Source organism: Gilvibacter sp. (assembly GCF_013214815.1).
Taxonomy (GTDB): domain Bacteria; phylum Bacteroidota; class Bacteroidia; order Flavobacteriales; family Flavobacteriaceae; genus Gilvibacter.
In genome coordinates this window covers 1-5,217 of record NZ_JABSPU010000107.1, presented here as the reverse complement: position 1 = coordinate 5,217, position 5,217 = coordinate 1, and the positions used below count along the sequence as shown (strand labels likewise).

Genomic DNA, 5,217 nt, shown 5'->3' with positions numbered 1-5,217 from the left:
GCAATCTTAAGACGTTCACGATTGGCTGCGCGTTCTTTTTCTCGTTGAATTAGTTCCTCGTCTGTTAGATCCTTGAGCTGTTTGCGCGATTTTACCGCCTTAACGCGTTGTTGATTAAGAGACCTTTGAGCCTTTTCTAGGGTGGTAGTTTGATTTATCAACTCAACGATACCCTTTAGGTCGTTAGGGTTGATTTGCTGTTGACGCAGAGTTTTCATAAACTCCTTAAGGCGAGCCTCTAACTTGTCTATCTCCTTAATAGCATCGTCAAAAGCAGCCGTTTTTCTCATCAAGTCATCATAGCTCAATACCGCTTGTTGTTCTGCCATTATTGATGGTTTTTAGGATCGCTTGCGAACCGTTTAAGTTGATAAAATTGCATGGCGCTCATGCTTTCGATTGACTGGTTGCTAAATCGTTGCAAAACAATGCACAAATGAGCAAATGAATCGTGGATTTTAGCTATCATGTTTGGCTTTATAGATGGGTGCCAATTTTCGGGCTTTGTTAGCCTTAGAACCTCCTCTTTGCTAGTCTTAACAGCTTGCTCTGTAGTATTCCCCAGCATCTTATCAAGCTGCGCGTGGCATTGTCTGATAAGCGCAGAAGATACCAAGAGATCTGAACCTGTTTCCTCTGGAAAAAACACGTCCATTTGGGCTTGGATTTTTTTTTTGATGCTTCAATAATCTGAGTTGCTTTTTTGTGCGTCAAACCTAGCTCGTTAAGCTTGTGCAAGGTCAATTTCAATCCGTTTTCAGTAATGTCATCGCAAGCAACACCATTGATGCTTTTGACCATAACAGCAAACGCAAGACCATTAGGCGAAGCCCCCTCATGCAGCATGCTAAGGCCCAATTGTGCATTATGTAACTCGGTAGTTGCCGCCCCCGTTTCGTTCATGTCTAGATACTGCAACGCCCTATTTATTCTGTGCGTCAAACTTTCTTTACTAGAGCCAGTTGCCATGTCTAGCATAGTGTAAAATTCATGCCTATGCTTCCTTACGATCGGCAAATCATCCAACTCCTCGTACATTTCGATTTGCAAGCTCATGCAATTACCCTATTGATTAAGTTATTAAATCCTGCCCCAGCAATGCTGCAAGCCAAATAAGACACATTTCCTGTAGCTATTAAACATGGTACTCCAACACCCCAAAAGCACATGTGAGAGTCCATACAAAAAGTACACGCCAACAAGCTGTTCAAGAAATTCTTTAAACTGCCGTCTTTTAGTCCATGAATCTTTTGCATAAGCCATCCGTCCATCCTGTCAAGCCCTAGTATTTTATGCACAAAAGTAGACAGCCACCAACAAAATAATAGCATTACTATTAATTCTTGCAGTTTTACTATTTCAAAAATTATCATTATGGTACGTCGGTTGTGACGCGCCCAATGGGAACGCCTAATGTTTGGAATCCAGTTAGTACATTGGCTTTGTCGGGCATTGTGTAATCAAATGCTCCAAATTGAGCATTGTTACCACATTCGCACCATAGTACTAGCCCGCTTGGAACGGGCGCAGTCAAACTTGCGCGATCGTTGTACTCAGACACTACTTCTTGGCTAGTCAATTCCCGATCCCAGACTTTGAAGTCTGCTACCTTGCCTTGTAGACTGTTGGAGCCGTCCATTGTTTGACCAAAAAACAACATAAGCCCGTTTCTAATGCTGTTAGCGCCGAGGGTCTGAGTAGTAGCTGTTTTTAGTTGGAGTGCGGAATTAACGTAAATATTCAAACCAGACACCGTGCTGCTTCCGTCGTAAGTCATCATGCAATGCACCCAATCATTCAAGGGGAATGCGTTAGGAGGCGTTGAGATAGAAAGTCTAATCGATTGCGTATTTTGTAGATCTACCCTTAAGCTACCATTAGGGAGCGTAATAAAAAAATAGCCCTTGCCAGGTGAGGATATGTAATGATTGAATAAATTATTAACCCCGTTAGAATCTATTTTAACCCAACAACTCAATGAAAACGGTGTATTGTACTCAAAGTCATAAACTGGATCAACAGGACCAAAGATGCGCCCCGTGCCGCTTATATCCATGGATTTCCTAGTTGGCACAGGAGCAGTACAAAGCCAATCGCTTAATTGGACTTGCTGGCTAGGCGTCACATTGGACTGTACTGTAGCATTAGAAAAATCATAAGTTGGCAGCAAGCAGGCATTTCTATCTTCGTCGCTGAGATTCCTTTGCAGCGCACTGCATCTATCATAGGGGACAGTCGAGCATTGTTCGTCTAGCAAAACACTGCACTTCATTCGAAAATGCTGCAATGGCGCTTTTTCAATCGTTGCAATTTCCACGGACAGCCCGTTCCATATGTCCTTAGAATCATAGAAAACCTCTTGGAGTTCTAATCTGTAGCCCTTGCCGACATTAGAGCGCAAAACGTCCCTTACTTGCGATTCAAGATTAGCTGTAAATAACTCAGTTTCTAACAGAGCATCGTTAATGAGCGCAAGGTTAACAGAAAACACTAGATCCAAATCATACTTAAGGCGTCCTTTTACAAACCACTCATCTGAGTCAATAGATAGACGGCGCACCAAAAAGAAGCATTGCCCTTGCTTATCGTTGTCGGGAGTTATCGAAAAGTACCTTTTAGACAGATCTGTTCCCCCAAGATAAACTTCTGGCAAATAAAGAGTTTGCCCTTTTGTTTGGTCTGCCAATTTGTAAGTCCTGCCATATGCATGGGTCAGCCACGACAGGTTTGTAGACAACACCAATTGCAAATCCACAATCGCGCGATCAATGTCAACGGGATTAGTTGGTATTGGGAGCAGTGGATTTTGCAATGAGCTCATTTGAATAGTAAATTTTTAGCCGATTCGCTGTAAAAAGGCAAATAGTATTTTTCTAAAAAATTCTCCATCTCTAAATTCTGGATTCCGAAAATATCGGGTCCATACTTGGCAGTAAGGTACTTCGTGTAAGAGACGTTGGTTGTAACTATTAGACGGTCATCCAATGCTTCAAACCGAACACTGCTATACAATGCACCTGTGTCTTTTAATGTAACCCTATCAAATGGGTCGCCCTTACGCTTCTTTTTACCGATTGTGCTTTGGGCATAACTCGGAACAATGGTAATTGCCTTTGATGTCTGGCCTTTTTGATAAAGCTGAATCTGAGTTTGAATTTCAATAAGCAACTTCTCGTTTTGATTAAAAACATCACGCAGTGCCGAATTTACTAACTGCTCAAGAGAAATAACTTTTTGTTTCAAATCTTCTATAGGCCCAAGATTTAGCATTACATTGCGCTGTATTTAAAACCTGTCTTTGCGCACGGCAGACAAGGGTGATCGTTTGTTGAGCCTTGATCTAATCGTATAGCTCTAATTGCTTTATCAATACGATAAGGGAGTGACATGGCTTTAGTGTCCTTGTCTGACTCAAGTTCGCGGAGTGCCAACACTTGAACATTCTGCTCAATGCCACTAGATTGTGATGAGGCTTTATACATCTCAAGGATTTGCTGCTGTGTTTGCATCTGAATGGCTTGAGCAAACGCAAGCCTATTATCAATCCAGTATTGGGTTAAGTTGCACCATACCGACATGTTGAAATTAAAGCCATGATTATTGCTTTGATCAAAAACACAATCCTGTTCGTCAAAAAAGTCGCTCCTATTTGGAGGCAAGGACGCACCAGCCACATAAAAAGGCACCATCTCAACGTGCTCACTAATAGATTTCCATGTTTTGTGATAAGAACTATAAGCAGAACTTCCGCAGCTAGTGCAATAGCCGCTTAGCCAGTTCAATGTTTTGTATTGATAAGCACGCCCAACCAGATCATCTTGATAATACCCCAGATACCACACTGCACCACTGTTGGAATTGGCAGGATCTACGTCTATGGTAACTGCTGCATCTTCTTCTGTCCAAGAAAATTGACCAGCATTATTAACAACCAAGTTGATCGTATTAACCACGGTCGGATTCAAGCTATTAAAAAGATACAGTGTCAATGTCTGCGGTTCTGACAAGCTCAAGCCTATTCGATTTATAATTACCCTTAATCCAGTAGACTGTTTGAGTTTAAATCGAATGCCAACGAACCTACTTTGATTAATCAAAGGGTTAGCTGAATACAACTGCTGCCCAATTAGCTTCCCACTTACCAAGGCGTTGCCTGTGTTAGTGAGGCTCCTAGTCATTGCTACGCGATTTAACACCATCACAATGGATCGTCTTCTTATTTCTGCCAAAAAGGTCTCAAGGTCGCGGCCTCTTTGCAAAAGTGCTTTGATGTAATCCAAGCGCACCAATCCCATCCCATCCTGAAAGCGCAAACCGCTTTCGGTAGTCGTTAGGCTTGGCGGCAATGCTGGAATTTCACTAGTATCATAAAAGTCTGCCCAGCCAACCACATTTTCCATTCTGTCTATTGCAATGGGATCGTATAGCATATCAAAATAATAGGCGAGTGGGGGGCTTTCGCCACCCACTCTGATGTAATAAAAACAAAGAATCTAGGGAACAATGTCCAGTTTCTTGATGCCACTATTGGTGCGAGTGCCTTTGTAAGGACTCAGTGTACAGAAACTAACGCCCATCGTGATAATTTCCTGCTTAGTGGCACCATCGTAGGCGCGACCAGTCACAGTTTGACCGTCAATACATGCAGTATCTCGGATAACCATTACAGGAAGACCAAGAGTAGGAGACTGATAAACAGAAAACTCCTTAGTGCCTGCTGGGTTGTTGTTTCGGTAATCATCAGGGACACGTCCATAAATGCCCATGCTGCCAGGCACCATCATGTAGCCAGTAGCGTTGGCACCTGTAGACACGTTGGCACTATGAGCACCATACATACGAATGCCATTGTAGGCCCATGTTAGGTTCTCCCCATTTTGAGCGCCTTGATTCATCCAATACGCAAACTCAGAGTTCAAGGAGTGACTGCCTACTAGGTCGAAGTTTATCTCAGAGAATTGATCTTCCATGAAAATGTTCTTCATATAGACTAAGCCGTCTTTTTTCTGGGCTTGAGTAATCTGCGCGGCATCTCCCACTACGGAGAAGTATCCACCCCAATAGTTGCTGCTACTGGTGGTAGCCTTGGCAGTGTCGATAGCATCCCGAACAGCTTGATCAATGTATAGAGCAGCCCCCATCTCCCATTCGTGAACTTTTCGCGCTAGCTCTTCATCGTAAGAGATCATATTGCGTCGAGACTCACGCGGCACCCGA

At 43.0% G+C, this 5,217-nt stretch carries 6 protein-coding genes; all 6 read right to left on the bottom strand.

The genetic code is table 11. From position 1 onward, the window contains the following. The coding region (locus tag HRT75_RS13995; protein WP_291188004.1) for a hypothetical protein at positions 1-329 on the bottom strand (329 nt) is incomplete at its 3' end. Positions 330-513: 184 nt separating this feature from the next. Beyond that, positions 514-1,056: a hypothetical protein gene (locus tag HRT75_RS13990; protein ID WP_291188001.1), complete on the bottom strand. Its 543-nt coding sequence runs from the start codon at positions 1,054-1,056 to the stop codon at positions 514-516. A gap of 316 nt (positions 1,057-1,372) precedes the next feature. Next, a complete protein-coding gene (locus HRT75_RS13985) occupies positions 1,373-2,821 on the bottom strand; it encodes a LamG domain-containing protein (RefSeq protein WP_291187998.1) in 1,449 nt (482 codons plus the stop codon). Further along, positions 2,818-3,270: a hypothetical protein gene (locus HRT75_RS13980; RefSeq protein ID WP_291187996.1), complete on the bottom strand. Its 453-nt coding sequence runs from the start codon at positions 3,268-3,270 to the stop codon at positions 2,818-2,820. The genes HRT75_RS13985 and HRT75_RS13980 overlap by 4 nt, the downstream gene beginning before the upstream one ends. After that, on the bottom strand, positions 3,270-4,469 hold the full coding sequence (locus HRT75_RS13975; protein ID WP_291187994.1) for a hypothetical protein: 1,200 nt from the start codon (positions 4,467-4,469) through the stop codon (positions 3,270-3,272). Before HRT75_RS13975 ends, HRT75_RS13980 begins: the two co-directional genes overlap by 1 nt. Before the next feature lie 24 nt (positions 4,470-4,493). Next, on the bottom strand, positions 4,494-5,217 hold a 724-nt coding region (locus HRT75_RS13970), incomplete at its 5' end, for a hypothetical protein (RefSeq protein ID WP_291187991.1).

Bases quoted from the DNA above. Each gene is read 5' to 3' on its own strand.
- HRT75_RS13980 (WP_291187996.1), bottom strand. From the start codon at position 3,270: ATGCTAAATCTTGGGCCTATAGAAGATTTGAAACAAAAAGTTATTTCT.
- HRT75_RS13985 (WP_291187998.1), bottom strand. From the start codon at position 2,821: ATGAGCTCATTGCAAAATCCACTGCTCCCAATACCAACTAATCCCGTT.
- HRT75_RS13990 (WP_291188001.1), bottom strand. From the start codon at position 1,056: ATGAGCTTGCAAATCGAAATGTACGAGGAGTTGGATGATTTGCCGATC.